Source organism: Paenibacillus shirakamiensis (genome assembly GCF_017874255.1).
In the GTDB taxonomy this organism is placed as follows: domain Bacteria; phylum Bacillota; class Bacilli; order Paenibacillales; family Paenibacillaceae; genus Fontibacillus; species Fontibacillus shirakamiensis.
In genome coordinates, this window is sequence record NZ_JAGGLD010000003.1 from 431,504 (window position 1) to 457,024 (window position 25,521).

General features: G+C 45.4%; 24 protein-coding genes. 8 read left to right on the forward strand and 16 right to left on the reverse strand.

Annotated elements, in window-relative coordinates; all coding sequences use genetic code 11:
• Nucleotides 1-2: 2 nt before the first annotated feature.
• Nucleotides 3-944 (reverse strand): ferrochelatase, encoded by a 942-nt coding sequence (gene hemH / locus J2Z69_RS11520; protein WP_209862411.1) that lies wholly within the window; start codon nt 942-944, stop codon nt 3-5.
• 55 nt (nt 945-999) lie between these two features.
• Nucleotides 1,000-2,064, reverse strand: coding sequence for a uroporphyrinogen decarboxylase (gene hemE / locus J2Z69_RS11525; RefSeq protein ID WP_209862413.1), 1,065 nt, complete (start codon nt 2,062-2,064; stop codon nt 1,000-1,002).
• Nucleotides 2,065-2,284: 220 nt separating this feature from the next.
• Between hemE and J2Z69_RS11530 the strand changes: the two genes are divergently transcribed.
• Nucleotides 2,285-3,496, forward strand: coding sequence for an MFS transporter (locus J2Z69_RS11530; protein WP_209862415.1), 1,212 nt, complete (start codon nt 2,285-2,287; stop codon nt 3,494-3,496).
• 102 nt (nt 3,497-3,598) lie between these two features.
• Here J2Z69_RS11530 and J2Z69_RS11535 read toward each other — a convergent pair whose 3' ends face one another.
• The gene (locus J2Z69_RS11535) at nt 3,599-4,228 is read right to left on the reverse strand and encodes an O-methyltransferase (RefSeq protein ID WP_209862418.1); all 630 of its coding nucleotides are present in this window, start codon (nt 4,226-4,228) and stop codon (nt 3,599-3,601) included.
• 215 nt (nt 4,229-4,443) lie between these two features.
• Here J2Z69_RS11535 and J2Z69_RS11540 point away from each other — a divergent pair, with 215 nt between their 5' ends.
• Nucleotides 4,444-5,583 (forward strand): THUMP domain-containing class I SAM-dependent RNA methyltransferase, encoded by a 1,140-nt coding sequence (locus tag J2Z69_RS11540; RefSeq protein WP_209862421.1) that lies wholly within the window; start codon nt 4,444-4,446, stop codon nt 5,581-5,583.
• A 45-nt stretch (nt 5,584-5,628) separates the two neighbouring features.
• Nucleotides 5,629-7,620, forward strand: coding sequence for an LTA synthase family protein (locus J2Z69_RS11545; protein ID WP_209862425.1), 1,992 nt, complete (start codon nt 5,629-5,631; stop codon nt 7,618-7,620).
• A gap of 173 nt (nt 7,621-7,793) precedes the next feature.
• On the opposite strand, the gene J2Z69_RS11550 is transcribed toward J2Z69_RS11545, so the two are convergent.
• Nucleotides 7,794-8,027: a YuzB family protein gene (locus J2Z69_RS11550; RefSeq protein WP_209862427.1), complete on the reverse strand. Its 234-nt coding sequence runs from the start codon at nt 8,025-8,027 to the stop codon at nt 7,794-7,796.
• 307 nt (nt 8,028-8,334) lie between these two features.
• On the opposite strand from J2Z69_RS11550, the gene J2Z69_RS11555 reads away from it, so the two are divergent.
• Nucleotides 8,335-10,077, forward strand: coding sequence for an ABC transporter ATP-binding protein (locus tag J2Z69_RS11555; RefSeq protein WP_209862430.1), 1,743 nt, complete (start codon nt 8,335-8,337; stop codon nt 10,075-10,077).
• Complete coding sequence (locus tag J2Z69_RS11560) at nt 10,074-11,840, forward strand: ABC transporter ATP-binding protein (RefSeq protein WP_209862433.1); 1,767 nt, start codon at nt 10,074-10,076, stop codon at nt 11,838-11,840. Before J2Z69_RS11555 ends, J2Z69_RS11560 begins: the two co-directional genes overlap by 4 nt.
• Before the next feature lie 226 nt (nt 11,841-12,066).
• On the opposite strand, the gene J2Z69_RS11565 is transcribed toward J2Z69_RS11560, so the two are convergent.
• From J2Z69_RS11565 to wecB, 12 genes are all read right to left on the reverse strand, one after another.
• Entirely contained in the window at nt 12,067-12,912 is an 846-nt protein-coding gene (locus J2Z69_RS11565; protein ID WP_209862435.1) for a stalk domain-containing protein, read from the reverse strand.
• Nucleotides 12,913-13,200: 288 nt separating this feature from the next.
• Entirely contained in the window at nt 13,201-13,509 is a 309-nt protein-coding gene (locus J2Z69_RS11570; RefSeq protein ID WP_209862439.1) for an iron-sulfur cluster assembly accessory protein, read from the reverse strand.
• Nucleotides 13,510-13,581: 72 nt separating this feature from the next.
• A complete protein-coding gene (locus tag J2Z69_RS11575) occupies nt 13,582-13,821 on the reverse strand; it encodes a hypothetical protein (protein WP_209862442.1) in 240 nt (79 codons plus the stop codon).
• A 70-nt stretch (nt 13,822-13,891) separates the two neighbouring features.
• On the reverse strand, nt 13,892-14,803 hold the full coding sequence (locus tag J2Z69_RS11580; protein ID WP_209862445.1) for a M14 family metallopeptidase: 912 nt from the start codon (nt 14,801-14,803) through the stop codon (nt 13,892-13,894).
• Between the two features lie 125 nt (nt 14,804-14,928).
• A complete protein-coding gene (racE, locus tag J2Z69_RS11585) occupies nt 14,929-15,741 on the reverse strand; it encodes a glutamate racemase (RefSeq protein WP_209862448.1) in 813 nt (270 codons plus the stop codon).
• Between the two features lie 200 nt (nt 15,742-15,941).
• A complete protein-coding gene (locus J2Z69_RS11590; RefSeq protein ID WP_209862450.1) occupies nt 15,942-16,295 on the reverse strand; it encodes a YtxH domain-containing protein in 354 nt (117 codons plus the stop codon).
• Nucleotides 16,296-16,532: 237 nt separating this feature from the next.
• Nucleotides 16,533-16,961 (reverse strand): DUF86 domain-containing protein, encoded by a 429-nt coding sequence (locus J2Z69_RS11595; RefSeq protein ID WP_209862453.1) that lies wholly within the window; start codon nt 16,959-16,961, stop codon nt 16,533-16,535.
• Nucleotides 16,962-16,972: 11 nt separating this feature from the next.
• The gene (locus J2Z69_RS11600) at nt 16,973-17,260 is read right to left on the reverse strand and encodes a Dabb family protein (RefSeq protein ID WP_209862456.1); all 288 of its coding nucleotides are present in this window, start codon (nt 17,258-17,260) and stop codon (nt 16,973-16,975) included.
• Nucleotides 17,261-17,435: 175 nt separating this feature from the next.
• Nucleotides 17,436-18,758 carry a 6-phospho-beta-glucosidase gene (locus J2Z69_RS11605; protein WP_209862458.1) on the reverse strand — a complete coding sequence of 441 codons (1,323 nt, stop codon included), beginning with the start codon at nt 18,756-18,758 and terminating at the stop codon, nt 17,436-17,438.
• Nucleotides 18,751-19,746, reverse strand: coding sequence for an N-acetylglucosamine kinase (locus J2Z69_RS11610; RefSeq protein WP_209862461.1), 996 nt, complete (start codon nt 19,744-19,746; stop codon nt 18,751-18,753). Before J2Z69_RS11610 ends, J2Z69_RS11605 begins: the two co-directional genes overlap by 8 nt.
• A 98-nt stretch (nt 19,747-19,844) precedes the next feature.
• Entirely contained in the window at nt 19,845-20,729 is an 885-nt protein-coding gene (locus J2Z69_RS11615) for a helix-turn-helix domain-containing protein (RefSeq protein ID WP_342591583.1), read from the reverse strand.
• Nucleotides 20,730-20,804: 75 nt separating this feature from the next.
• Nucleotides 20,805-21,914 (reverse strand): non-hydrolyzing UDP-N-acetylglucosamine 2-epimerase, encoded by a 1,110-nt coding sequence (wecB, locus tag J2Z69_RS11620; RefSeq protein ID WP_209862463.1) that lies wholly within the window; start codon nt 21,912-21,914, stop codon nt 20,805-20,807.
• Between the two features lie 219 nt (nt 21,915-22,133).
• On the opposite strand from wecB, the gene J2Z69_RS11625 reads away from it, so the two are divergent.
• The 3 genes from J2Z69_RS11625 to J2Z69_RS11635 are packed head-to-tail and all read left to right on the forward strand — an operon-like array spanning nt 22,134 to nt 25,457.
• Nucleotides 22,134-23,153 carry a glycosyltransferase family protein gene (locus tag J2Z69_RS11625; RefSeq protein ID WP_209862466.1) on the forward strand — a complete coding sequence of 340 codons (1,020 nt, stop codon included), beginning with the start codon at nt 22,134-22,136 and terminating at the stop codon, nt 23,151-23,153.
• A gap of 4 nt (nt 23,154-23,157) precedes the next feature.
• Nucleotides 23,158-24,417 carry a glycosyltransferase family 2 protein gene (locus tag J2Z69_RS11630; RefSeq protein ID WP_209862469.1) on the forward strand — a complete coding sequence of 420 codons (1,260 nt, stop codon included), beginning with the start codon at nt 23,158-23,160 and terminating at the stop codon, nt 24,415-24,417.
• Nucleotides 24,418-24,434: 17 nt separating this feature from the next.
• Nucleotides 24,435-25,457, forward strand: coding sequence for a polysaccharide pyruvyl transferase family protein (locus J2Z69_RS11635; protein ID WP_342591584.1), 1,023 nt, complete (start codon nt 24,435-24,437; stop codon nt 25,455-25,457).
• Nucleotides 25,458-25,521: the final 64 nt, after the last annotated feature.

A 25,521-nucleotide genomic window follows, 5' to 3' on the forward strand; every position in this document is an offset into this window, starting at 1 on the left:
AATCATTCCTTTTCCCACGCTGTAATAATTGTATCGCTTAGCGTCTCCATATAGAGGGGATCTGTATTGAGTGAATCGGTACGCATGAGCCGCATATCAAGTTCTTCAGCAGCAGCTTGTGCTTCAATATCTAAATCATACAGCACTTCCAAATGATCGGATACGAATCCAATCGGAGCTACCAATACGTATTCAATTTGTTCTGCACTTAAGGTCTTGAGCGTATCCAGAATATCCGGTCCCAGCCAAGGCGTTGCGGTTCTGCCGGCACTTTGCCAAGTGAACTGCCAATCTTTGACCCCTGTCATGTCAGCCACAGCCGCAGAAGTCTCTAACAGTTGATCTTGGTAGGGATCGCCCATTTCCAGAATTTTAGCAGGTAAGCTATGCGCACTAAAAAGCACTTTCACATCGTCTCTAGCTGCGCCAGCTTCCTCGAACTGATCTAATTTCTGGCTGACACGCTGAGCCAATGCTTTAAGCAGCTGCGGATGCAGGTGATAGTCACGAATGAAGGACATAGTAACTCCAACTTCAGCCGCCTTTTCTTCCGCACGTTTCACGTAACTTCCTACACTCATAATGGAATAATGAGGAGCTAGAACGATACCAATACCGTGGGTAATGCCGTCTTCCGCCATCTGTTGCACACCATCTTCAATGAATGGAAAGGCATGTTTGAGCCCTTGATAAACGACAAATTCGACCTCTTTATCCTGCGTATTGCGGCTAAGCGTCTCTTGTAAAGCGTCCACTTGACGATCCGTGTTCTGACGAAGCGGGAAGAATCCCCCGACAATTGCTTCATAGCGATCTTTGAGTTCCTTTAATTGTTCAGGGGAAGGCGCGCTTCCTCGGCGAATGTGGGTATAATAAGCCTCAACTTGATCCAGACTCTGCGGTGTCCCATAGGACATGACCAGTACACCTATCTTTTGTTTCATGGAACAATCACCTCACGAAAGTATTGTAAAGCAGTTATCTCTATTCTTAGAAACCTTATGACCTGGATGCGCTATGATTACGAGCTATCGCTTCAGCAGAATACGTATGAATGAATTCCGTTAACTCTCGAAGTTTGTCCAGTGAAGCTTCTGGGAATAACCCATGTCCCAAATTAAAGATGAATCCGGGATCGATTACGCCTTCATCTATAATAAGCTTGGCATGTTCTTTAATTACTTCCATTGGCGCTGTGAGCACGTAAGGGTCCAGATTACCTTGAACGGCAAAGTTCCCACCGGTACGTCTGCGTCCTTCTGGAATCGATACACGCCAGTCGAGGCCAATGACATCGGCCTGAATTTGCTGCAGGGTAGGAAGCAGTTCTCCTGAGCTTACGCCTGGGAAATAAATTTTCGGTACATCGAGTTCGTCAAGTTCGGCAAAGATACGAGTAATCGTCGGTAATACGAAGGTCTGAAAATCTCTGGGTGACAAAGCGCCCACCCAGCTATCAAAGAGCTGAAAGGCTTTGCCGCCACTACGCACATGAGCTTTTACATATTCGATAACCATATCACCCAGCTTCTCCATCAGGCGATGCCATAGCTCAGGTTCCCCATACATCATGCCCTTGGTACGAATATAACTCTTGGATGGACGGCCTTCAATTAAATAGCTGGCAATCGTAAATGGAGCCCCAGCAAAAGTAATGAGTGGTACTTCCAGCTCACGATCCAAAATACGAATCGTCTCGAGAATGTGGGATAAATCTCCCTCCACATCAATCGGACGCAATCTATCAATATCTTGAGCAGTCCGAATGGGATTGTCGATGACCGGACCAATATTTTTTACAATGTCAAAATCTATGCCAATGGAAGCCACTGGATTCATGATGTCGGAGTATAAAATTGCAGCATCCACACCAAGTTTGCGGACAGGCATCAATGTGACTTCTGCAGCAAGCTCAGGTTGACGGCAAATTTCTAACAGACTGTAGTTTTCTTTGATCTTGCGATATTCGGGATCGTATCTACCTGCCTGACGCATATACCACACGGGTAGCTGATCCACTTCCTGCCTATTACAGGCACGAATGAACCGATCGTTATAAGTCATGAATACGCCTCCATCTATATATTTTCCCTAGCATCCATTATGCCCCTTTTGCCAAGTTGTAACAACCGCTTAACCCGAACATCTCATGACAATCCCATGAATAATACGACATTTGTGACCTATTTAAATTATGATATAATGTTTCATTAACTTATCATCAAGCAATAGGAAGCAACTACTACGAAGCAACAGATGTCTGGAACTGAAGGAGTGAACAACTTTGAGTACATGGAAAGTCAACTTAATTGTCCTTTGGTTTGGTCAATTTCTAGTCAATGCAGGGATGACCATGATTACCCCGTTCCTAGCGCTGTATCTCGCAACCAACTTGAATGTACATGGAGAGAAAGAACTGGGGTTATGGGCAGGAGCCATCTTTGCTGCCAATTTTGCTACCTCGTTTATATTCCAACCGCTATGGGGGAAATTAGCTGATAAATATGGACGTAAAATTATGTTACTGCGTTCAGGTTTCGGGATGGCCATCGTAATTACATTAATGGGATTTGCGACGACCCCTTGGATGCTGCTTGCCCTAAGACTACTGAATGGCGTCATCTCAGGTTTTAATCCAGCCGCCATTGCCCTCGTCTCGGGAACAACACCCAAAGATCGTATGGGCTTTGCTATGGGCACGATGCAGTCTGGCACCGTAGCCGGTACGATACTTGGGCCCTTAATCGGTGGTTTGCTGGCAGACATCGTCGGTTTCCGTCCCATTTTTTATATCACCGGCTTCTTACTCCTCATGGCTTCTCTACTCGCTTTATTCTTGGTCCGCGAGAACTTTGACCGAGAAGAAGCCGCACATACGAAGCAAATCTCGGTGCTAGCCGGATTTCGAGAACTCAGCAAAACACCGCAGTTACTCGCCCTGTTCGCCGTGACGTTCTTACTTCAATTCGCCATGCTTAGTCCCATGTCCGTCCTGCCGCTATATGTAGAGAAACTGCATGGATCCGTAATCAATCTTAGCTTCTGGGCAGGCTTTGTCAGTGCCATTACAGGATTATCTAATATGATCACCTCCCCCATTCTCGGAAGATATAGCGATAAGATTGGGGCACATCGCATCTTGACCTTTGCCCTGCTCGGTACAGCGCTTACCCTAATTCCTCAAGCTTTTGTTCATACGGTATGGCAGCTTATCTTCATTCGCTTTCTTATGGGGATCTGCATGGGGGGACTATTACCCAGCGTGAATGCCCTGATCCGCTCTTATACGCCCGATGGAATGGAGAGCAGAGCTTTTGGATTCAACAGCAGTACACTTGCTTTGGGTAACATGATGGGAGCGCTCATTGGTGGGTTCCTATCGGGTTATATCGGTATTGAAGGAATTTTTATCATCTCAGGTGTATTGCTTCTACTGAATACGGTATGGGTTCGCGCCAAGTTATATAAACACAGAAAGACGCCCAATTTTCAATAAAGACCTAGATAAGAAGTTGTTCAACCACGTCAAAAAGGCATCCTTGTCTCTTGTGAGACTGAGGATGCTTTTTAATGGATTCATGAAATCATGGAATAAGTTCTATTTCACAAGAGCAAGAGCCAGCCCATCAAAGGCAGGCAAAAATGTGCTGAGTAGACGCTCATCGGTGGCGATCATTTCATTAAACTTACGCATCGCCACTACGGAGGGTCCATTTTTCTCAGCATTTAAGGTTCTTCCTCGCAGCAATGTATTATCTCCAGCGATAATAGCCCCCGGATTCGCTAGTTGTATGGCTCGCTCCAAATAATGGGCATAATTCTCTTTATCTGCATCGATGAAAAAGAAATCAAACCGTTTGCCTTCCGCTTGAAGCTGATCTAGACTTTCTAGTGCGGGCCCGATCATATAGTTCACGTTCTTTCCAAAACCCGCTTCCTCCATATTATGACCCGCAAGTCTCGCGTTGTCCTCCGAAATTTCCAACGAAGTAATCGTTCCTCCGGGTACCAGTCCTCTTGCGATACAGATTCCGCTGTATCCACCAAGCGCTCCAATCTCTAAGGCATGTGTCGTACAGGAGGTGGTCACAAGCAAAGTCAATAGACGTCCATACCCTGGAGCAATAGATACATCTTGTATCCCTGCCGCTGCAATAGAAGCTTTGACTCGTCCAAGCACTTCATCCTCTGCATACAGTTCTTCGCTATATTGTTCTGGTGTCGTCATTCTTCTCTCTCCTTTCTATGGGTAAAACGAATTGTATGTTCTTGAACATTCGCCTATACTATATGGAATGAACATTTATAAGCAGGATCTCGGCACAAAAGCCCTTTTCCCCTAGGGATAGGCCCTTCTCATTGTAGGACTTTTCATGAATCGCTACAAGTCCACAGGGGAGCCCATGCTGACATGTTACTTTCCCAAATGGAGCTGATACCAACTTGCCAGGACCACTACAATTGATCGCCACTGCGCCGATGGGGCTTGAAGCCGTTGTCGCGCGTGAACTCAAAGATCTCGGATACGAGGATACTCGCACAGAAAATGGACGAGTTAACTTTACGGGTGACTATATTGATATCTGCCGCTGTAACCTGTGGTTACGTACTTCTGACCGCGTACTGATTAAGATGGGTGAGTTCGATGCTTTTACGTTTGATGAACTCTTTGAAGGAACCAAGGCACTTCCTTGGCAGGACTGGATTCCTGCACATGGTGAATTCCCCGTAGAAGGTCGTTCTCACAAATCTCAACTCAGCAGTGTACCCGCATGCCAAGGGATTGTGAAGAAAGCCATCGTAGAGAAGTTAAAAGAGTCGTATGATACGGAATGGTTCGAAGAAACAGGTCCAAGGTACGTCATTGAAGTCATTATGCTCAATGATAAAGCACTGCTAACCCTTGATACAACTGGACCTGCACTTCACAAACGCGGCTATCGCAAACATGCAACCGAAGCACCGCTCAAAGAGACCATGGCCGCTGCCTTAATTCTGTTAAGCCGCTGGAATCCTTCCCGTCCTTTCTATGATCCATGCTGCGGATCAGGTACTCTGCCTATTGAAGCCGCTTTAATTGGCTGGAACATTGCACCGGGTCTACGTCGTACTTTTAATTCCGAACCATGGCCCGTCATTGGTGAGGAATTATGGGAACAAGCACGCGAAGAGGCTTATGATGCGGTGCGAGATGACATCCCTCTGAATATTGCCGGCAGTGACATCGATAGCGAGGCCATTGAGATTGCTATGGCGGCCGCAAAGAGTGCAGGACTTGGGAATGAAATTACATTCACACGTCAGCCCGCTGCAAGCATCGTACCTGAAGGTGAATACGGATGCATGATTACGAATCCGCCTTATGGTGAACGGATCGGTGAAGAGAAAGAGATACGTAAGCTCATTGCTCAGCTCGGCCGTGTAGCCGCTGGGATGCCCACATGGTCATTTTTCGCCATCACCCCAACGCCACAATTTGAACATGAGTTCCACCGCAAAGCAGACAAACGACGCAAGCTATTTAATGGACGGATTGAATGTCAATATCTTCAGTTCCTCGGACCTCTACCCCCACGCCGCTAAGGCGGGGGTTTTGTTCTGCATGGCGGAAAGGGATGAACACCTCTCATGAATGCTACACGTAACCGATTCACCTCACTTCTTAAAAAGATGCTGCAGCATCCCCTAGCGCTTTATGTACTTTTCCTGGCCACCATGACTTGGAAGCTAGGTTATATGCACGCCCATCTGCATGCCCAGAATATTGATATGAACCGACTGGATTACATCATTGCGATAGGTTCTCTCATGCTGGCTTCATTTTGGACTTGGTGGTTACCCAGAAAAGGCCGCACCACCGCGTTAATTCTGCTTAACTTAGCGCTTACTGCCCTAATCTACTCCGATCTCGTCTATTACCGCTACTTCGGAGATTTCATCACTATTCCGGTATTATTCCAAGTAGGACAGGTAGGAGAACTTGGCGGAAGCATACGCTCATTACTGCGATGGACCGATCTCTGGTTTGTAATCGATTGGCTCTTGTACCTTCCAATGCTATTCATCACCTTGGGTAGAAAAAATACGATTCGACTTTCCTCTTACCTTGAATCTTCATGGGTTAGAGTCTCTTTTCTGCGCCGCACTATGAAAAGGCTATCATCGGGCCTACTTGTCTGTCTGCTGGGGCTGGGGCTCACTATATTTCCAATTCGCCACTACACGACAACTTGGGCGGCGGGCCTACTTACAGGAAATTGGTGGAATCTAGCGCTATATAATGTAACGGGGCTGCTTGGATTCCACGCGCATGACACTTATAACTATGCTGTGGGGCATTGGGGACCGCAGAAGAAGCTGAATTCAGAACAGATGTCTCGGGTTCAAGCTTGGTACGCTAATGCGGGCATACTCAGATCGGAGACTCCTAGTTCCCCCACCGCTTCTTATGGCGCCTACAAAGGGAGTAATGTCATCGTTGTCCAGGTCGAAGCCTTTATGAATTTCATGATTGGCCAAAAGATTGGTGGACAGGAAATCACGCCTCACTTCAATCAGTTAATGAAAGATAGCCTGTATATGCCAAATTACTATCATCAGACAGGTCAGGGAAGAACATCGGATGCAGACTTTTCCTCTCAGTCCTCCTTACACCCGCTTCCCACAGGCTCTGTCTTCACCAGGTACCCAGATCATACTTATAATGTGCTGCCACAAATTTTAAAAGATAACGGCTACCAGACCGCCGCTTTTCATGCCTATGAAAGCAGCTTTTGGAATCGCTATACGGTATATAAGGCTTTTGGATACGATCAATTTTACAGCAAAAAAGACTTCACCCTCGATGAACCACTGGGATGGTCTTTAGGGGATAAGTCTTTCCTTCATCAGTCCATCAATAAGATGAAAATCAATCAAGAACATGCAGGGAGCGCGCCCTTCTATTCTTTTTTGATAACGCTTTCTAGCCATCACCCCTATACGCTACCTGAGCAAGTGCAGGAACTCAACGTAGGCGAATTCCAAGGGACTATATTTGGGAACTATCTTCAAGCCGTCCATTACGTGGATGAAGCCTTAGGCCAGATGGTAGAACAACTTAAGCAAGACGGGCTGTGGGATCGCTCGATACTCTATATTTACGGAGACCATGACAATTCCATTCCGGATAAGACTTACTACGAAAAATTTCTTGGACGAAGCTTGAACGAGCTGGATATGGAGCAAATTATGAATCAAGTTCCATTACTCATCCATGTACCCGACAGTAAAATCAAAGGCATGGACTTGAGACCTGGAGGCCAATTAGATATGGCACCTTCATTGTTGCATCTACTCGGTATTCCTTCACAAGAATTTGCCATGATGGGAAATGATCTGTTTCACTCAAATCCACGTTTTGTTGTATTAAGATCTGGAGCATTCACGGACGGTACAATTCTGTATATGCCTTCGGCAGATGGTATTTTTGAGCATGGAGTCTGTTATGATCTAGCCACGCGCCAACCTACCGATGTAGAACGAGCACGGGCTGGTTATACAAAGGCCAAACAACAACTGGATTATTCGGATAAGACGATTGAGTACGACTTGATTCGAAAATGGACTCCAGCACCTTAGACCGCCACTCCCTAACACTTCAAAGAATCATTAAAAGCACATCAAAAAGCACAGCAAAAAAAGCACATCTCTATAATGAGAAGTGCTTTTTGTTGATTGTACTAAAGTACTTATCTGCTAAATTAGAGATGTGTCTTTTTGTACCTGCACGTATATAAGGATGTGTATTTTGATTAAGACCGCGCTTTTTTCACAAAAGGTTCAGCCTTTGCGATCACTTCATCCTCGGTAGGTGCACTGATATAACGTCCATTCACATATACAAAGGCCCGCTTCCCGCAAGGGCCACAGTAGGATTTACACCCAACTTTGATCTCTGCATCCGGAGCCATCTTCTGTAACTTAGGCACAAATGTCTTCAACCTGACAAAATTGCATTTATCGCATACACGTATATCGTTAGCCATGATTTTCCCTTCTTCTGTAGCTTATTGAGCCTATCTGTATATTCATTAGATCTTATGCACACTAGACCTTAACTACGAGACTATAATACCCGTATTGTAACCTAACTAAGGTTGTTAATCAACGGTTCTGCGATGGAAGTAAGCTCCTTATCGGAACAAATATAATTATTTTTTATTAACTCACTAACCTAAATTAAGGTATGATATATATGATTTCCCATTTTTGCCCATAGGTCAATTTTCCGGCAAACTGCATAGGACTAAATGAATGAATACATACAGATCAGGTTTACTTAGGGGGAAGACTATGGCTCAACAGAAACTATCCATATATTGGTTATTTCGATACCTTCGCCCTGTACTAGGGCGATTGATCATTTTATTATTGCTGGTACTCAGTTCTGTAGCTATGCAGCTCGTCCAACCACAGATCGTGCAACGATTCATCGACAAGGCTCATGTTGCAGGCATTGTAGCCGATTTATTCACGCTTGCTGGTATGTATCTTGCCGTAGCCGTTCTAAATCAATTATTCACGCTTGCCGTAAGCTATTTAGGAAATGATGTATCGTGGAGAGCAACCAATCAGCTTCGCGGTGATCTACTTCGACATTGTCTGCGCTTAGATATGCGATTTCATAATATGAAGACACCTGGGGAAATGATAGAACGTATCGATGGTGATGTTACGAATATGTCGAATTTTTTCTCTATGTTCATCATACAGGTCATCAGCAGTTTTATTCTGTTAGTTGGAATCCTAGGCTTTATGTTCACTACACATTGGCCCATTGCCATTGCGATGACACTCTTCACTTTGAGCTCCCTCACGGTTATGTTCATCATTCGAAATTTAGGGGTAAGCTCTTCCAAAGCCGAACGTGAAGCAAATGCCACCTTATTTGGATTGATCGAAGAACGTATTGCAGGTATCGAAGATGTTCAAGCGAATGGGAATGTACCTTACGTCATGAAAAGATTTCACCGCGAAATGCGTAACGTCTACCTCAAAGGTCGGCGGGCTTGGATGCTTCGGATTGTTCCTTGGAACACTACGGTTATTTTATTTGCGATCGCTGTTACGGTCGTGCTCATCATGGGTGTTCGTTATTACACTCTCGGTCAGATCTCCATAGGGACATTGTTCCTCATCTTCCAGTATACACAGATGTTAAATGATCCTATTGAACGCCTTGGAGATCAGGTTCAAGAATTCCAGAAAGCGAAATCCGGTATGCTTCGCGCTAGAGAATTATTGGCTCTACAGAGTCCGATTATAAATGGGACAAAAGACGATCTTCCTGCTGGTGCATTAGGACTTGAATTCGAGCATGTACATTTCAGCTACAACATCGATAAGCCGGTACTCCACGATATTAACTTCACTTTGAATCCTGGCGAGCGATTAGGAATCATCGGCAGAACAGGTAGTGGGAAATCCAGCTTAAGCCGTGTCCTACTACGTCTGTACAATATTGACAGTGGTTCCATTCGTATAGGAGGCATGGATATCCAAGACCTCAAACTTCAAACCCTCTATCGACGAATGGGTATGGTTACCCAAGATGTTCAATTATTCGATGGGTCCTTACGAGACAATCTGACGTTATTTAATCCCCTTATTACAGATGAAAATATTTTAGCTACGACGGCTAGACTTGGTCTCCGGGTATGGATTGACGCTCAACCTCAAGGGCTGGATACGCATCTATCCGCAGGAGGCGCCTCTCTTTCTGCGGGGGAAGCCCAGCTCTTCGCCTTGACCCGCGTATTTTTAACTAAACCCAGCCTTGTTATTCTAGATGAGCCTTCATCGCGCCTCGATGCTGCGACAGAAGCCTTGCTGCAGTCTGCTGTACATCAATTGATGAGCGAGTGTACGGGAATTATCATTGCGCATCGATTAGCTACCTTAGATACGGTCGATCACATTATGGTCCTTCGAGATGGCCGTATTGTAGAATTCGGTAAGCGAGAGCTACTTGCTCTTGATCCTTCTTCAGCTTATGCGAAGCTGATTCAGACCGGCGAAGAGGAGGAATTAGCATGAGTGTATCCCTTTTTATGCGAAGATTATTGAACTACAACATACCCCTAGCGCTAATCAACGGGCTATTATGGGGTGTGTTTCACGCCTTACCTCTATTTACTGGCCTTGGCATTCAGTGGTTTTTTGATCGGGTTGCTACAGAATCACATCAGTACCTATGGCTCGCGGCACCCTTGGTGTTCATAGCACTCATAAGATTTCTACGTGTTAGTGTATTCTTCATTGCCTTCTTTCAATGGGTCACCTATATCTATCATATTGAAGCTATACTTCGTACCAATATGCTCAAAGGGATTATGCGATGGCCGGGACGTAATTTACCCGCCTCCCCCGGAGAAGCTGTCAGTCGTTTTCGGGAAGATGTTAGTGAGGTCGTAGAATATGTAGAATCTTGGGTAGATGTATGGGGACGTTTTGCTTTTTCTGTCATCTCTCTCATCATCATGGCCCGAATTAATCTTTGGATTACCCTGACTGCGGTTCTCCCTCTTGTACTCGTCACCATTATGAACAATTTGTCAGGTAATCGAGCACGAACCTATGCTCAAAAAAACCGAGAAGCTACAGGTAAAATTACCGGGTTCATCGCAGAATCGTTCGGTGCAGTCCAAGCTCTTAAATTAGGTCAGGCCGAGGACCATGTCCACGCCAGATTCACCGATCTGAATGAGGCCCGAAGAGGTGCGGCACTCAAAGACAACTTTTTCAAGCAATGGATGCAATCCTTGAATCAGCACATTTTAAGCATTTGCACAGGTATTATTCTGCTGATGTGTGCATCACAAATGCGCGCAGGTCAATTTACGGTAGGTGACTTCGCCCTGTTCACATCATATCTGACGAATTTTTCCTACAGCATTTCCCTATTTGGATTTATGATCTTCCAGCATAAACGGCTAAAAATATCTCTGGATCGCATGCGAATTCTGTTCCGTCCGGGGGAGGAAGATCAGATCATACACCCGAGTCCAGTGTATCTGAATGAGGAACCACCCGAGTCTCTAGCACCAATTCATTTCCCAGAAGACCAACTGAGAACCTTAGAAGTTAAAGGACTCTCCTATATGTATCCCCAATCTACACATGGGATCAAGGATATTCATTTCAAGCTAGAACGTGGACAATTCCTCGTCATTACGGGTAGAGTAGGTTCCGGTAAATCCACACTTATCCGGACACTGCTAGGGCTGTTAGAGAAATCAGAAGGAAATGTATTATGGAATGGACGGGCGATCGACCCTGCAACCTTTCTGATTCCTCCTAGAACAGCTTTTACACCGCAAGTCCCGCGCTTGTTCAGTGATACACTCAAAGAAAATATTTTATTAGGCAAGCCAGATCGTGGTGCAACTCTGGACAGATCTATTCGGCTAGCAGTCATGGACAAAGACATTGCCGATCTTGAAAAGGGGATGGACACCTTCGTCGGTCCCCGAGGGGTTATGTTATCTGGCGGGCAGATTCAACGAGCGGCTACAGCTCGAATGATCCAGACCGAATCCGATCTGTTCTTATTCGATGATCTTTCCAGTGCCTTGAATGTTGAAACTGAACATACTTTATGGAGACGGATATTTGAAGATCAGCAGATGACCTGCATCGCTGTGTCTCACCGCCGAGCGGCACTTTCCCAAGCGGATCACATTATTGTGATGAAGGATGGCCGCATAGAGGCCGAGGGCTCTTTATCTGAACTGCTAGATACTTGTGAAGAAATGCAGCAACTGTGGCAAGGCGAGCCCACACCTGTTCCTAATGCTTAATGAACAGTTAGGGAAAGCCATGTCTTATCAACAAAAAGACCGCGAATAATCGCGGTCTTTTTGTTTCGGTTCAAGGTTTTACGTTAATGGTTTTACGTTGATGCTTTAAGTCAATATGTTATCTCGATATTACCTCAATATTTTTGATAAAAAGTTGAAAAAGAATGGGTACGAATTAGTTCCGATCGTTCACATTTAACATATTTGTACCATTCACAGCCTACATTCAAGGTGAAATGGTTCTGCCCGATACTAAAATATACTGAAGTAGATTCGGTTGTATCTGTATCCCGCCTTTTGACCTAATATCCTTTGTAATTTGTGCATCTTTTTTCACAGAAGGTCTCTTTCTATCTTTAATGTCTACAGAAGAATAAGGGATATCCAGTGTGCTCCCTTGTTCAAAATATATGAGGGTAGATAGGTTCTCTTGTCCTTCTGGAACATCGGCCCCAGATATATTTTTAGCAACTACATTAAAGATGACTTCAGTAATTTTATTGCGAACATTCGTAGATAATGTGTAGTACAAAGGTTGAAATGCACTCGGATTTAGTGTGCGCGAGATGGCTACACGATCATCATCTAAAAGATACTTCAAGCGACCCTGCCTCAATAATCTTTCATCCTTAAGCTGTATTATATTCTGACTGACAACGGCACGATAAGAGAATGAATTGAACAACACGCGTGCAGGTATAATCATCGATCCCTTTTCCATAACAGGTGCTGTGTCCATGGATACGTCCTTCCCATTGACTACGGCATTTTTGCTACCTAGTTTAATTTTCACAACGTTCTTCCCTTGCTTCATCCAAGCAGATTGTGAGGCTTGATCATAAGAGACTTGAGCACCCAAAAGCTCACTTGTAGATCTTAATGGAAGCATCAAACGATTATTATTCTTATCCACGTAGGGAGCCTTAGGATAGGTATAGGCTACATAATAATCATTCATTTTAAGAATTATGGGTGTTTTTTCTTGTGAAGCCGCTGCATAACTCTGATTAGGTAAGATAGATCCAAATAGAACTAACAGCATCCCAAACACTACCGTTTTATTAAACTTCATTTTATCATCCTCCTTTTTTTGGAATTCAGAAGTTTAGACGAGCATTGATGAATTTTGTTGCGAACGATGATAACCAAGAAGATACACTGTTCCTCTTCCTCCAGAGCTGTAGAAGTATTGCACACAGATTGAACACAGTCAAAATAGCCCATGCTTCATGCTGTATAAGTATTTTTAGTCTCTTTGTGAAACGAAATCTATTGCAAAAAAAAGACGCATTCAAATCGATCGCATGCGATCCACCTGAACACGCCCTGTATAGAGCTGTATTGAAGCTGTACGAGAATATTAATGATCTCCGTGGTTTCCTTTTGAAGGATTCGTAATTACAAACCCTTCCTCTGGGAAATATAGATAATCGATCTTTACGCCATCAAGTAATGGCTCGTTAGGATCTATAATAACGTCGATCTCCTTGTCAGTAGAGACGATCTGATCTTTCTCTTCAGGCTTGGCCAAATCCATCCCATAGTGAGCATGATCTCCATGCGCATGGGTAATGAACACTTTGAGCAATAATCCTTTGCCTTGATGCTCTTCCTTTTCGAGCTCTAACTTAATTATTTTCGCAGCATTTCGGGTAATTTTGACACTCATCAGCATTCGCTCCTCTAGTGCTTGTTCTAGTGCTTATTGTAAATAATCTACTCCTCTAGTGCAAGGAGCAGATCATAGTACAGGATATTTGCGCTCCGCCCGATTCACGAACCAATTCATTAAGATCATACTTACCGCAATATCATCCAGCGGCATAAATGGAATGGCATCGGGAAGGATCCAATATAAAAGTGCGGGAACAAGGAACAACATTTTCTCCCCTAATGGAATCTGCGAAGAGGTCATCAATCGAGGTAATCTCCGAAATACATGTGCCCAGTTTTTAGCGGACCAGAGTTTTTGTAATTTCATGATGGTTCACTCCTCTTATCAAAAATGGCTTACCTAAGTAGGATACCCATTTCCTTATGTCCTGAATAATTTAGATCGTTAACCACTCTGCAAGAAGATTCGATATATCTTGATACATTTGTTCAAATTGTTCCACAGGCAGAGGATTCACACCTACTCCTGCCTCAATCGTGAATCCGGGCCTCCTGAAGTACTGAATGAACCAGTCTTTGTACCCAGCATCACTGTCGGTTAGCTGCACTGGAAGATACCCCGAGACTCTACCTAAACGCATAGCCCATTCTTCTGCTTCAGGAGGTTCACAGTCTCGATAGTTCCAGTAGATCTCTTTACCTTGCGTATGGAGAGACAGGACCGCATCAAATTGTTCCTGAATTGTAAAATGGGATAGTGCTATGGCCTCTGGTTCGGTCAATGCCGCACTACCGCCATAATCTTTAGATGCAGGACCCTTTTGTCCCCTTCGGATTCGCTCTTCTTCCCATCCGGCTGGGAATTGGTCGTTCAAGTCTACCCCACGAATATTTGCTTTCCACCTGGAAAAGTCTCTACTTCCTCCATTCCAGCAAATGAGTTCTCGTTCAAGTAGGCTTCCTTCCTCTATCCCTTGTTGTACGAGGTTCACTCCATCTGGATTGACCATCGGTACGATCCAAAGTGTATTCTTGTCTAACCATACAGGCGCTATGTCTCCATACCTTCCACAATGGGTGGTACTCGCAAAAGACAATTCTTCAACAAATTGCAGTAAAATGGGTGTCGTAATCCATTCGTTCGCATGAACTGAAGCATTGGCATGGAGTTTTCGTAAACCTGTACCTAAGCCTAAAGCTAGGATTGGACGTCCACATACGCTGTGACCAATCACTTCTTGCCGAATACAGGGATAGGTGTTTCTTAACAAAGACACCTGATGCATCATCATGTCAAACGTGTAGATATCCCCGTCGATGCTTACATTTCTTTGTCGTGTGTTAGTCATTCATAGCCCTCCTTACACCCGTAATTCAACGTATGAATAAGGACGTGCAGACTATGTCAAGAAATGGTGGATGAATATATAAAAAGAGTCCCCACATCCTTATATTAAGGACTGGAGACTACTCACTATAATACCGGGAACTGCCATACTACAGGGGTAAGCATTATCTGTTCTCCAAGCCAACTATGCGCTATGGACTGGAACATCTCTGCATCACCGCTGCAAAAGAATTGGTGAATGGGTGTCTCGTCTGCTGTGGCGAGCTGACCTTTCTGATAAAGAACGGTGCTGATCTCACGAGCCGTCTCATCTGCTGAACTAATCAGCTTCACTTTCGGACCCATCTCTTCTTGAATGGCATCACGCAGGAAAGGATAATGGGTACAGCCGAGAATTAACGTATCGATTTTGAACTTCTTGATTCCAATAAGCGCTTTTCGCACGACCGCCTGAGCAGCCACGGAATCGAACATCCCTTGTTCTACTAAGGGGACAAGCGTTGGACAAGCATCACTTACAACATCAATAAAAGGCGATAATTCTCGAAGTGCCGCTGGATAAGCTTCACTTTGGATCGTACCTGCGGTACCAATGACACCGACATGTCCGGTCTTGGTAGCGCTGATGGCTGCCCTCGCCCCTGGACGAATCACTCCGATGACAGGAATGCTTATTTTATCAGCAATGTAGTCCAAGGCCGCAGCAGTTGCCGTATTACAAGCAATCACGACCATCTTAGGCTTGTATTGAATGAGATAATCCACAATTTGTTCGGTGAACAAGCGGACTTCTTCCGGGGTTCGGGGGCCGTAAGGAGCACGGGCAGTATCTCCGAAATAAATAACTTTCTCCCGTGGAAGTTGGCGCATGACCTCCTTGGCCACCGTCAATCCTCCTACACCCGAATCTAGTATTGCAATAGCTTGTTGCACGAACATCCCGCTTTCTTTCGTTTCATAGTTGAATGAATCCGATAATTATTCTTAAGTACTTTATGATGCAGCATCATAAAGGGTACCTAAATAGTACCCCAATTTGCGCAGTACTACAACAAATAGAACCTTATGAATAGGCAAAAAGGCCCCTAAGGGCCTTCTGTAATTATCACTAGGGTTGAAAGATTCATTTATAATTTAATTTATAATTTATCCACTTCAGTCTGCGTGAAATCGGCTACACTTGCTGGATCATTCCCCGTGGAGGAGACGTATACGACCGCTTCTTCTACGTCTTTCACGCCTCCTTTACCCAAGCGAAAAGATTGCACACGCGTTACGAATCCTTGGGTCTTTTGTTTTGCTTTTCCATAAAGTTCGGTACTCTGTCCTCCTACTTTTTCAGCTACAGCCCTTGATTTATCTGTTACCTGCCGCGCCTGAACTACAATATTTGTGCGAAGTTCTTTGCCTGCTTTGGGAGCAACGAGTAACGCGGTCACAGAACCCACAACACCGCCAAATATCGATCCCCAAACAAAGTGATTTTTGCTCATGCTTCATCTCTCCTATCGGCCATGCCCGCGAGCCGGGCGAATGCCTATATTGTTGATGTATTATAATCCGCCTGAGCTTGACCTGACACACATTACAACAAAAAAATAATGAATTTAAAAATGGAGCAATGTACATTGCATAAAAAAGCCCCCCTACTCCAAGCTGCAGTAGTGGGACTTATCCATCATCTCTAAGATTACGACCATCTATCCTCTAAGATTGCCACCATCTTGCCTCTAAGATTGCGACAATTCCTGATCCAAATACACGCGAATACGATGTGCAAAATCGGCTAATGCATCAGGCAAAACGTGCATTAATGATTCTAGTCCACCCTTGTCCCAGCTAAAATATTCTTGCACCAAAGGTCGACGCAGCCGAACGAGCTGAATGAGTAGGTTCCCCATATCCTCCGGAACGACATGCTCATCTAACATGATGTCGACGATATCTTCATAACTACTCGCATCCCGCATAATGAACCCATCAATCAGATAACTCCCTACATCTGTAACGACCTCTATAGCTAAATGTAGCGCACGTTCTTCCGCATAACGGTGGAGGAGCAGATGATCTGTCTGATCCGATGCACTTTTCAAAATCTCAATAATATCCGGTAACACTTGTAATCTACGCTCAATCTGTTCCCGATTCACATAATACATGGAAGAACTCCTTAAAATTCGTAGTCTACAGCAATAGAAGATTCTCTAACTTCATTCATATATTCAATAACTTTGAGATGCTCAGGATGAACTTGATAGCCGTTCAAATCCTCTTGGGAAGCGAAAGTAGCTACTAATGCGATATCATATGAACGCGCAGAGTGAATGATATCGGCTCCTACTTGTATATCCACCAGTTGTTCTACTTTACCGTCCAGCTCTCGCAACACTTCAAGTGTACGGTCAACTATTGCGGTAGAAGCATCTTTCAATTTGAACAATACAATATGTTTGATCATGCCATCGTCTCTCCTTAGGTTTCCGAAGTCATCGTTCCAACAAAAAATATATCATGTACAAGCCGAAAGAAAAAGAACTTGAGTACGATTGATAGAGGATCTTGTGGATCCTTACAGCGATAAGCGTTAAAAATTCAAAAAAAAGACGCCCCTCCAAGGGCGCCTTCTCTATGTCTTACTGCTGCTCTTCTTCTTCAAAAAAGCGAGGTAGATAAGGCTTGTGTGCTTCCAGCATCTCATCCAGTAGCAATTTACCCACCGTTACAGAAGGCACTAACGGATGATGGGTCATGGCTTGCAGCGCTAAGCCGCGATCTCCACTAACTGCAGCATCGATGGCTAGACTCTCGTAGCTTTTCACAGCATGGAGAAGTCCTTTAATATGTTCAGGAATATACTTCGGCATCAATGGAATCGGCCCTTGAGCCGTTACAATGCAGTTAATCTCAATGCTCGCATCCTCAGGCAAGAAATCAAACACAGTGCCGTTAGGTACATTCAGCGTCTGAATATCATTGGTCCCTTTGTACAATGAACGCATCAATTTCACTGCAGCTTCAGAGTAATATGCTCCCCCGCGTTGTTCCAGTTGTTTTGGCTTTTCTTCGAGAGACTCGTCGGCATATAATTCGAATAGTTCTTTCTCTACCCGACTCACAACGTCAGCACGCGTACCATCTTTCTCCAAAGACTCTTTCATCTCGTCGAACATTTCGTTCGTCATATAATAATATTTCAGATAGTATGTCGGTACCGCGCCTAGGGATTGCAGGAACTCGGGGTCCCAGCCTACGGTCGGTACATTCTTGGCACTATACTGCTTACCACCTGCCAGAATCTCAGGAAGCTTCTCTTCCCCATTCACCAGCGCAGAAGTTACCCAGTGCAAATGATTAATGCCTACAAATTCGGGCAAGACTTGCTTTTCATCTACCCCATACTCTTCTGCAAGGAACTTTTGAAAGTTAATAGGAGAATTACACAAACCTACGGTCTTCACACGAGAGTACTTTGTTACGGCTTCTGTTACCATACCTGCTGGATTGGTGAAATTAAGCATCCATGCTTCTGGAGCCAACTCTTCAATGTCACGACAGATGTCCAGAATCACCGGGATCGTCCGTAGTGCCTTGAACATGCCTCCGGGACCTGTAGTCTCTTGTCCTACAACCCCATGTTGGATGGGAATATGCTCGTCTTGCTTCCGCGCTTCAAGTAGACCGATACGCATTTGCGTCGTCACAAAATCTGCACCAGCAATGGCTTCTCTGCGGTTCAATGTCAAATGAACTTTCATAGGGATGCCCGCTTTGCGAACCATGCGCTGTGCTAATTTGCCTACAATATCCAGCTTATGCTTGCCTTCCTCGATATCCACCAGCCAAAGTTCTGCAACTGGCATGTCCTCATATCCCTTAATCAAACCTTCAACTAGCTCGGGCGTATAAGAAGATCCTCCACCAATCACAGCAATTTTGAGTCCTTGTCCCTTATTCATGTACAATTTCCCCTTTCTGGTCTGACACTGTTATATTCTGTAAAGTAGCCATCACTTCGTCACTCGCCGGTTGGTTGTCTGCATCCATGGCACTTAATATGGCTCCCATTACAGGATCCATCGTAATTCTTACAATCGAAGCCTTCGGAGCGATCCGTCCCAATTCTTCAGTAATCGCATCAATCATAGGATTATTCATACTCTTAGCTAGAACACTTCCGCCTAAGACCACTTCAAAAGCTTCTTCCTCCATACCTAATCGACGAATTAATGCACCCACCGCATTGGCATGCTCACGACCTTCTTCTAACAAATAATCAATAGATAATGCATCTCCAAGCTGTGCAGCCTTAAAAACAAGCTCTGCCAGATGAAGCGGTGGTGAAAAGCGATCATCTAGTGCAGCATCCAACATCGCAGGAACATCAGCGAATTCTGTTGTATCTAAGACCATTTGCTGTAATATCGTAGGTCTACCTCTCCCATCCCAAGCTCGAATCGCAGAACGGAAGGCAAAGTCAGCCAGACTTCGACCCGATCCCTGACCGTCTCCAAAGAGATAACCGAACCCACCATATTGCAGTTCTTCTCCAGCGCTATTGCGAGCAGCCGCATTAAATCCAGTACCACTAATAATTACGGCTCCATAAGAACGTGAGGTCCCCGCTCGCATAGCGATCATCGTATCACAAGCTATTTTGTGTCTAGGAAAACCTAGTGAACCAATCATTGGACGTAAAATTTCGAAATCCGGTTCCCGATCAGCCCCCGCTAATCCAAAATAAGCGAAATGAATATCCTTTGGTGTCAACTTGGCTTCTTCAAGTGCCAAGCGGCAGGCTAAAGCTATATTTTCTTCTGCCTGTTGAAGACCGGTCTGATGATTGCCGTTGCCCGTATCTCCTCGGCCTTGAAGGTGTCCTTGATCATTCACAATGAGGGCGTGGGTCTTGCTTCCTCCCGCATCCACTCCAAGATAGTAATTCATCTGCTACCCCCTCCTTCTACCATTTAGTGTACACAAAAAAGACTATTGCATTCTTCCGCAATAGTCTTATGAACTGATACTATTCTACTGAGTTTACATTATAGTTCCTGTTGCACTCTATGGCGCATTTTTGAGGGAGAAATGCCATAATTTCTGCGAAATAAGCGGTTAAAATTCGACAAATTACGAAATCCACATGTAGCAGCAACTGATAGTATTGAATCATCGCTCTTCTCTAGAAGTTCCACAGCATGTGCTAGCCTAAGCTGAACTAAATAATTCAAAGGTGCACTTCCTGCCACTTGGCTGAATAACGCACTGAACCGAGAGGGACTCAGATGCACGAGCTCTGCCAAGTCTCTCACATTCCATGGTCGAGACAAATCTTCTTCCATCGCGGCGATGACTGAACGCATCTGCTCAATCTGCCAACTAGGCATCATTTCAATTAACTCTGTAGTACTGAAATATCGATTCACTTCCGCAAGGAATTGAAGTAACAATCCCATAATAATGGAGTGATTTGAGCGTTTTTTCGCTACATATTCGTTCAAAATCTCCCGAAGATACTTGCTCATCACTGAACTTCGTTCGTGGGTACATGAGATGTACCTTGTGGAGCTAGCTTCATTATCCCGAAAAGGACGAAGCAGTTCAGGGTCATACCGCTGGGCAGGTGCCAGTAAAATGGGATCAAACATTACCACACCCATCTCTAAATCCTGACCTTCATAAGCACGGTGAAGATCGTCAGAATCGATGAGGAATAGATCCCCTTCCGTGAAGGGATATTCTCGGCCATTAATTACATAAATACCACTTCCGCTTAAAATCCAATTAATCTCAAGCTCTCGATGCCAATGCAGCCGCTGAAACGAGGGGGTAACTCCAAGCGTAGAGGAGGCCGTCAATGGAAAATCCGTGGGTAGAAATATATTGTCTCTAGCAATGTCCAAATTCTCATCGTATATGGAAGGCCTCACCCTGCTCACCCCTTTGTCTAGTCATCGTTCATTCTATTGAATCATATCCCTGCGCTCAGTTCAATATTGCTCTATCTAAGGATGAAGGAACTCAAACACGGCTTGAGCAATTCGCTCTGAGGCGTAGCCATCTCCATAAGGATTACTCGCTTCAGACATGAGACGATAGATGGAATCATCATCCAGCAGTCGCACAATTTCCGTATATACTTTTCGCTTATTCGTACCGATACAACGTAGGGTTCCAGCTTCTACACCTTCGGGACGTTCGGTCTTATCTCGCAGGACAAGAACCGGCTTAGCAAGCGACGGCGCCTCTTCTTGAATCCCCCCTGAATCCGTTAGTACGAAATGACTCCGTGCCATAAAGTTATGTGCCGCTACTACATCCAGTGGACTGCATAGATGAATCCGTTCCCGGCCTCCTAGATACTCCTCGGCTAACCGAACAATAGCTGGGTTCGGATGAACAGGGAAAATAAATTCGACATCATCCCGCTCTTCTGCCACTCTAGCTACAGCCTGAAATACGGCCTCCATCGGTGCCCCCCAGTTCTCTCTTCGGTGCATCGTCAGCAAGATCCATTTTTTATTCGAATCGAGTTCCTGCAACAGGGGATGATCGAATTTGTCTTTAATCGTCCATTGCAAGGAGTCAATCACTGTATTTCCGGTAACATGTACGTGTGCAAAACGATTCTCTGCGGCAAGTTGCAAGGCAGAGGTCACCGTTGGAGCAAAGTGAAGATCTGCCACTCTGCCAATGAACTCACGATTCATTTCTTCAGGATATGGCGCATATTTGTCATACGTTCGTAGTCCAGCTTCAACATGACCTACAGGAACCTTATTATAGTAAGCCGCTAAGGCGCCCATAAAAGCGGTAGTGGTATCCCCATGAACAAGTACCATCTCACATGATGAGCTCGCGATAATTTCATTTAATCCTTGGAGGGCTGCAGCACTAAGTTCAGCAAGATTTTGACCAGGCTTCATTAGATCGAGATCGAAATCCGGCTTAATATCGAACACTTCTAATACTTGATCCAGCATCTCTCGGTGCTGAGCTGTTACACATACGACCGGTCGCAGCCCGGGTGTAGCTTCCAGCGCTTTGACTAACGGTGCCATCTTAATCGCTTCCGGCCTCGTACCAAAAACGACCAGGACATCTGTATCTTTCATTTGCCCCAACTCCTCCTAACTTTCGAGGATTGTAACTCTCCTCGCAAGCGTTCTATTATTTCTCTCTATATATATGAGAGTTCTATTGAACGCGCATCGGCGTAAAGGAAAAAGATGCAGTCTGTCAGACTATTTTCGGAAAGAAAGGCGTTTGACGTTGCTCTATGAAGCTAGCATTGCATAGAATATCGCATGCTTTCACAAAGGAGGAAACCTATTTTGGCTGTCATTATTTATCCTAAAACCATGAACTGGACATTCATGAAACAGCGTCCACAACAACTTATGACCCAGTTCGGTGCTTTGGGACATCAAGTGTACTTCGAAAATCTAGCTCCTCTTTCCAAAAATCAGCAAGAAGTGGAACCGAGCGTTCATTTGTTCACAGATCATCAAAGTTTCATTTCAAGAACGCTTCCCAAACTACGGAAAGAGCATGAGGTGGTAGTCTGGACCACCTGGTCCAAGCAGCGTTCTCGACTCACTTTATTCAAACCAGATGCTGTCATTTATGACTGCTGTGATGAATTCCCACATTGGGCCAAATATGAAGCGAAGATGGTTGAAGATTCCGATCATCTCGTAGCAACGGCAGAGACCATCAAGACTCGTCTATCCTTAGCTTATCCAGGGAAACCCGTTACGCTAATTCCCAATGCGGCAGATCAAAGCATGTTCAATCTCCCGATCGGTCCACGTCCGGCCGATCTTCCAGAAGGACCGATTGTTGCTTATATTGGCGCTTGGGCGTACTGGATTGATCATGTTCTTTTTGAGAGAGTAGCACGCGAGAATCCGGGTGTAAACTTCGTATCGATTGGTTCTCCTTACGGAGATATCCCTTCTTATACGGAACTTCCGAATGTACATGTATTGGGCGAGAAACCCCACGCGGTTCTGAAACAGTATCTTCCTCATATCGATGTAGCCATCATTCCTTTCCAATACCATCCCATCACCTTAGCTACCAATCCCATCAAAGCTTATGAATATTTGGCTGCAGGTGTCCGGGTTCTCTCTACCGCCTTGCCCGAATGTATCTTAATGGAGCCTCATGTAACGACGGCCACTACTCACGATGATTTTATTCATAAGTTACAGCACATGCTCTCTCATCCAGATGACGAACAGAAGAAGGCTGCCCGTCTTGCCTTCGCTGCTACCAATCGCTGGCAAGAACGCGGGATTGCTGGGGATGAAGTTATACGTGAAGTGTTGCTCCGCAAACAAAAGCTATAGCCTCATGAATATGCTATTACTTTGCGGTCATGGCTCCCCTGTATTACCTCAGCATTCCCTTGGTGAACCCGAAGTCTATGCGGCCAGGCTTCATCAGCTACTTGAGAGCAGTTCTGAAGCTTGGGTCGTCTGGAATCCTCTTATTAGCCATCTAAGCAAAGAGATCATCACTCAGCTAGATCAGTTCCTAGACACAGATCAAGTTCTTCCGGGAACCCATGTCCTCAGTATTCATCCTGATCACTATCTAAAAAACGTAGATTCTCTCCCACAAGGAATTCCCTTAGTATGGCGTAAGACCTATCTACTCGAGACGATCCAGAAGTGGCCAAGCAGCCCACTTCCCTCAGCCTTATATCTACCCTTTGCTTGGCTGCCGCAGTCTTCAATGACTACGCAACTCCTTCCTTCATTTCAGCTAGAGGAACGTAGAACCTCCAAACGCCGAGGTTATCGACCCTTGGTCCTTTTGATTGATCCCCATCAGCTTACTTCCATTGTTCCTATCATCGAACGAACGCGCCCCTGGGTACAGCCGTCTATTTCGCTAGGTGTAAGCCTCCCCACGGATAATTCGCATCCTGAAATCTCCATTCTCATGTCCATCTATCAAATGCACAGCAGTCTAGGATGGGCAGTTCGTTCAGTACTAGCTCAGGACTATTCAAACTTCGAGTTCCTCATTGGAGATGACGGTTCAGATGATGGCAGTTCACAGCTTCCGATTCTATCCAGTGATGCTCGCATTCAGTTGCACGTCTTCCCCACCAATCGGGGCAAAGCATCGGTCATGAATGACCTGCTTTCTGTAGCACGGGGCAACTATATTCTTGAGCTCGACGGCGATGACTGGCTGGCTCCAGAGGCGCTCACTACACTTGCAGCGGCAATGCGCGCGGTACCGGAAGCCGCTATTGCGACCGGTACGTGTGGTCTTTGGCAGGGGACACGTCACCTTGGGCCGCTTCAGCGGGGCGTGTCCCCTTACCGCGGGCACCACACGGACGCGCACAGCGCCGTGCCTTTGGTGCCGCGCATGTACCGCGCAGATCTGCTGCGCGGGCTGGGCGGCTGGCCTCAGGCACCCGGCGATTTCGGCCGGGTGTTCGAGGACATTGCCGTATGCGAGGCGCTGCTCGCCGAGCACCCGGAGGTCGCCGTCGCAGCCGAGACGGTGTACCACCGGGTACTGCGGCCCGCAAGCGTCAGCCAGCGTGCCGGCGAGCTCTACCCTGCATGGAGAGAACTTCATGCAGGTCATTAGAAAGGAGGAAATGCTCAGTGAAAATTGGAGTTTGTGGATATTATGGCATGGGCAATTTCGGAGATGATCTCTTTTTACGTACATTCCAACAGGTGTTCGAGCCTCAGCATCAAGTCTATCCTTGGAACAACCAACTCGATGAGAAGAAGACCGACGCGATCATCGTAGGCGGAGGGGATTTGATTACTCCTTATTCTTTTAGCACCTATTATTTCCCGCCCGTACTCAAAGAGCATCCTACTTGGTTACAAGGTGTAGGCATTGTTGACGCCTATCCCGAAGAGACTTGGCCTCCCGCGGAAGTAGACAAATATCGGCAAATCATCAGCCGGGCGAACAAAGCCGTCTTCCGTGACGAACGGTCCGGTGAACTCGCCAGAAATGCGACTTTCCACAGACAAGTTGAGGTCGCTCCCGACGTAGCTTTTGCCTATCGTCAGCCTGCCTATCCCATCAAGAAATTCACGGACAAAAAAGTCATCGGGATCTGCATTTTCGCTTATTCTTCCTTCCCGTTCGAAGATTTCTTAACCCTAATGAAATCTTGGTCGGATCAAGGATACCATCTTAGACTCATCCCTGCGGTCAATCACCCTAATGGAGGTGGATATTCCGACTATCCGACCTGTCTGCAGCTCAAAGAGCGCCTGCGGGAACTGAATCCGAATGCCTCTATTGATATCCTCTCATTATTACTCGATCTAGATTTCACTTACAGTGCCATTCAATCTGTCGATTACTTGGTCAGCTTCAAGCTTCATCCTGCCCTCGTAGCCTTAAGAGCCGGCGTACCTACGCTTGCGTTCAGCGGGATGAGCAAGGTGAAAAGCTTGCTTCAATCGTTCGGCCTTGAACGTTATTACTGTGACTATAGACAGCCACTGTCCACCTATGCTCCCGTGATCGAAGACTTCCTGAACTATGGGCCTGCGGCTGTCAAAGCCATCCAACCTCAAGTTCGCAAGACGGAGAAAGAGAGCCTCACTAGCCTACTCAAACTACGTAAAGATATCGAACGCAAAGTTAAACCACGCAAGTAATTATTTTTGATTCATCTACAATGTTCATGCACTACCCATATTATGTTCCACAATTCGTAAGGAG

Bases quoted from the DNA above. Each gene is read 5' to 3' on its own strand.
- hemH (WP_209862411.1), bottom strand. From the start codon at position 944: ATGAAACAAAAGATAGGTGTACTGGTCATGTCCTATGGGACACCGCAG.
- hemE (WP_209862413.1), bottom strand. From the start codon at position 2,064: ATGACTTATAACGATCGGTTCATTCGTGCCTGTAATAGGCAGGAAGTG.
- J2Z69_RS11535 (WP_209862418.1), bottom strand. From the start codon at position 4,228: ATGACGACACCAGAACAATATAGCGAAGAACTGTATGCAGAGGATGAA.
- J2Z69_RS11545 (WP_209862425.1), top strand. From the start codon at position 5,629: ATGAATGCTACACGTAACCGATTCACCTCACTTCTTAAAAAGATGCTG.
- J2Z69_RS11550 (WP_209862427.1), bottom strand. From the start codon at position 8,027: ATGGCTAACGATATACGTGTATGCGATAAATGCAATTTTGTCAGGTTG.
- J2Z69_RS11555 (WP_209862430.1), top strand. From the start codon at position 8,335: ATGGCTCAACAGAAACTATCCATATATTGGTTATTTCGATACCTTCGC.
- J2Z69_RS11560 (WP_209862433.1), top strand. From the start codon at position 10,074: ATGAGTGTATCCCTTTTTATGCGAAGATTATTGAACTACAACATACCC.
- J2Z69_RS11565 (WP_209862435.1), bottom strand. From the start codon at position 12,912: ATGAAGTTTAATAAAACGGTAGTGTTTGGGATGCTGTTAGTTCTATTT.
- J2Z69_RS11570 (WP_209862439.1), bottom strand. From the start codon at position 13,509: ATGAGTGTCAAAATTACCCGAAATGCTGCGAAAATAATTAAGTTAGAG.
- J2Z69_RS11575 (WP_209862442.1), bottom strand. From the start codon at position 13,821: ATGAAATTACAAAAACTCTGGTCCGCTAAAAACTGGGCACATGTATTT.
- J2Z69_RS11580 (WP_209862445.1), bottom strand. From the start codon at position 14,803: ATGACTAACACACGACAAAGAAATGTAAGCATCGACGGGGATATCTAC.
- racE (WP_209862448.1), bottom strand. From the start codon at position 15,741: ATGTTCGTGCAACAAGCTATTGCAATACTAGATTCGGGTGTAGGAGGA.
- J2Z69_RS11590 (WP_209862450.1), bottom strand. From the start codon at position 16,295: ATGAGCAAAAATCACTTTGTTTGGGGATCGATATTTGGCGGTGTTGTG.
- J2Z69_RS11595 (WP_209862453.1), bottom strand. From the start codon at position 16,961: ATGTATTATGTGAATCGGGAACAGATTGAGCGTAGATTACAAGTGTTA.
- J2Z69_RS11600 (WP_209862456.1), bottom strand. From the start codon at position 17,260: ATGATCAAACATATTGTATTGTTCAAATTGAAAGATGCTTCTACCGCA.
- J2Z69_RS11605 (WP_209862458.1), bottom strand. From the start codon at position 18,758: ATGAATAAGGGACAAGGACTCAAAATTGCTGTGATTGGTGGAGGATCT.
- J2Z69_RS11610 (WP_209862461.1), bottom strand. From the start codon at position 19,746: ATGAATTACTATCTTGGAGTGGATGCGGGAGGAAGCAAGACCCACGCC.
- wecB (WP_209862463.1), bottom strand. From the start codon at position 21,914: ATGAAAGATACAGATGTCCTGGTCGTTTTTGGTACGAGGCCGGAAGCG.
- J2Z69_RS11630 (WP_209862469.1), top strand. From the start codon at position 23,158: ATGAATATGCTATTACTTTGCGGTCATGGCTCCCCTGTATTACCTCAG.